At 69.0% G+C, this 2,940-nt stretch carries 2 protein-coding genes; both read right to left on the bottom strand.

Annotation, left to right across the window (positions count from 1 at the left end):
- Window positions 1–848 (bottom strand): hypothetical protein (locus tag CSW58_RS11645; RefSeq protein WP_201721655.1); only part of this gene is annotated, 848 nt, incomplete at its 3' end.
- Window positions 849–904: 56 nt separating this feature from the next.
- On the bottom strand, window positions 905–2,611 hold the full coding sequence (locus CSW58_RS11640; protein WP_099447394.1) for a Hint domain-containing protein: 1,707 nt from the start codon (window positions 2,609–2,611) through the stop codon (window positions 905–907).
- Window positions 2,612–2,940: the final 329 nt, after the last annotated feature.

Here is a 2,940-nt window from a genome sequence, read left to right as displayed (position 1 = left end):
GACACCCCGCCCGGTCCCTGGACTGCCTGGGCCACCGTGGCGCGATAGTCGATCCCCGTCTTGTAGGGCGTGCCCGGCCGGCCGAAATCGAAGGCGAACTTGAAGAGGTTGAGGCCGCTGTTGCTCGTCGGCGTCCCGGCGACCGGGGGGGTGGTGAAGACCGGCTGTCCGTCCTGCCAAAGGGTGGTCACGAACGAGGCGGCCGTCGGAAGTCCGTCGGCGAGCGCCCAGACCGTCCCCTGCGACGAGGCGTAGTCGGTGGTGTCGATGTCGATGATGCTGAGGGTCGGCGCCACATGCAGGATGTCGGCTGCGGCGCTGGCCGGGCCGCTGGAGATGCCGGCGGTGGGGGTCAGGGTGACCGACCAGTCGCCGTCGACCGGCGTCTGGGCCGGATCGGGGACGAACATCGCCGCGCTGGGGTTCTGGGTGGCGATCGCCTGGGGGAAATCGCCGGCCTGGAAATAGATCAGGGTCTGCAGCGGCGTGCGCCCTGGCGGGGGCGTCCAGTTCACCGTCACCGTCTGGCCGTCAAAGCGGGTGACGATATTGGTCGGCGCTTCGAACAGCAGGCCGATGGCGGGGCTGAGGACGGCGCTGTCCACCGCCTCGACCTTGGCGTTGTAGAGCCCATCGGCCACCATGGCGCCGTCGTCGGCCCGCCAGCTGCCAATCAGCCCCGGGCCAGGCGTGGTGGTTCCGGCCACGGCCGCGCCGGCCATGTCGAAGACCCGGATCGCGTAGGCGCCGCTGTAGCCGTCGACGGCCGACCAGTTGAGCTCAAAGCCAGGCCGCGGCAGGCCTTCGGTGCAGCGGACCGACTGGATGATTGGTTGCGTCGCGGCCATGGCCGTCCCTCGTACTCACGGATAGTGGTGGCGCCGGCGCGGAGCCGGCCCCCGGTTCAGACAGCCTGGCGGGCTTCCAGGCAGGGCAGGCCCTGGGCGCGGCGGCGGGTGTTGATCACGTCCAGCCGCCAGCGCTCCGGCAGCACGTCCAGCGGATCTCGAGCCCGGCGCTCGGCGTCGATGCGGCGCGAGACCAGGCCCTGCATGCGGTTGTCGCCGACGGCGAATCCGCCCGCCAGGAAGGCGGTCACCGCGTCGTCCGGCAGATCGGCCGGGTCCACGCCTGCGGGCGCCAGGTCCAGGTTGTGCACCGTCCCGTCGTAGGCGGCGAATTCGACCGCTTCCAGGATGGCCGGGCCATCGGCGGTCAGCACCGTCTCGCCCGCCTTCAGCTCGCCGGCCAGCCGGGCACCGGCGGGGGTCAGCACCGGATGCTCGTCGGTCAGGACCACCGAGCGGCCATCAGCCAGCACCATGCGCGCCACCGGCCGCGTCTCACGTCCGATCGAGACGCGATGCACGACAAGCGACCCGCCGTCGGGCGTGGCGACTTGTTCACCCTCGCCGATGGTCTCGACAGGCGCGCGCCGGCCGTCGGCAAGCGTCACCAGCGTCCCGGCGGCCACGCAGCCCCAGACGAACTGGATCGGCGCCACGACCCCGATATTGGCCGGCGGGTTGGCGCTGACCACGGCTGGAACGCTGGTGACGCGCAGCTGCGCCTGCTGAGGCAGGCCGCTGACCGAGGCGGTGAAGTTCAGCACGAAGTCCAGGTCGATGTCCTGGTTCTGGTCCCAGGGGGCGTTCTGGAACCAGTTGGGCCCGATGTCCCAGCCGACCACGCCCTGGTCGCCGTTGCAGAGCGCGGGGATGTCGCTGGGCGGGAAGGCCAGGCTAGCCCCGTCCCCGCCGACCGAGCGGCGGCGCAGGATGCAGGAGCCGTTGAAGCCCGGATTGTTCGAGACGGTCGCGCCCGAGACCAGCTGGGCGTAGCCGTTGACCTGCAGGCCGACGATCGGCGTCGGCTTGCCGTTGGTCCCGAAATTGTACCAGTAGTCGACGTCCGGCTGGTTGCCGACATTCCGGTTGAGCGCGACCTTGATGTAGGTCCGCTCGGGGTGGCTGTTGTGATTGGGGTTGAGGGCCGTGACCCTCTGGATCAGGTTCGGCCCCTTCAGGTCGCGGGTCACCACCACCGGGGCGGCGACGTTCGATCCGGCCGGCACGATGCTGGCGGTCAGGATGATCGTGTAGTCGATCGCCTCCTGGTCCCGCACCATGGCGTCGGCGTTGATGATCTGGGTCATGGTGTTGAACTGGGTCGGCAGGCTGACGTCGGCCACCGTGTCGCCCGTGCCGTTGTCGATGATCTGCAGGCTGATATCGACCGACGTCACATCGCCCGGCAGGGTGACCACGCCCTGGGCCACCACCTTGTCGTTGCCCTGGGTCAGTCCATAGAAGGTCAGGTTGACATAGGGCAGCCAGCGGTCGATCGGCGGATCGGCGATCTCCAGCAATGTGGTCCGTTCCGGCCCGCCATGGCTCAAATGCCGGATGCGGGTCGCCTCGAGCATCGCCCGCGAGGCCGGGAAATATCGCGAAAGATCGGCCTCGCCGCCCAGACGCTCGGTCAGCCAGGCCAGATGGTCCTGGTCGCGAAGATCGAGGGACAGCACGCCCCAGCGGGTCTTGCGGGTTTCGGCGATCACGGCGTCGCGCGCCGCCCGAGTCGCCTCGGAAGGTTGGGCTATTTGGTTCATCAGACACCCCGATGATGAAAGTCCGGCGCGCTTGGCGTCGACGCCCGCCGATCGACAATCCAGAGTGACATGCCGCATAACATTCCTGTCAAGGTTGTTTCGTGTCTTTGTTCGATGAACGTTGTGCGACGCGCCAGAATTGCGGCTCCCGAAACGGCGACGCCCGCCGGAGCGGACTCCGGCGGGCGTCTTCTGCCAGCCCCTCCCACGGGCGGCGGTCCTCAAGGCAGACCGCCGCCACGGGGCTAGCAAGCCGGAAGGTGCTGGCAGGCTAACGCAAACTGATCTCCGCTTTGGCCCCCTAGGGTGAGGCCAACCGGGGAGGGACC

The organism is Caulobacter sp. B11 (genome assembly GCF_002737765.1).
In the GTDB taxonomy this organism is placed as follows: domain Bacteria; phylum Pseudomonadota; class Alphaproteobacteria; order Caulobacterales; family Caulobacteraceae; genus Caulobacter.
Note: the sequence above shows the minus strand (reverse complement) of the source record. Positions and strands in the feature narration are given on the sequence as shown.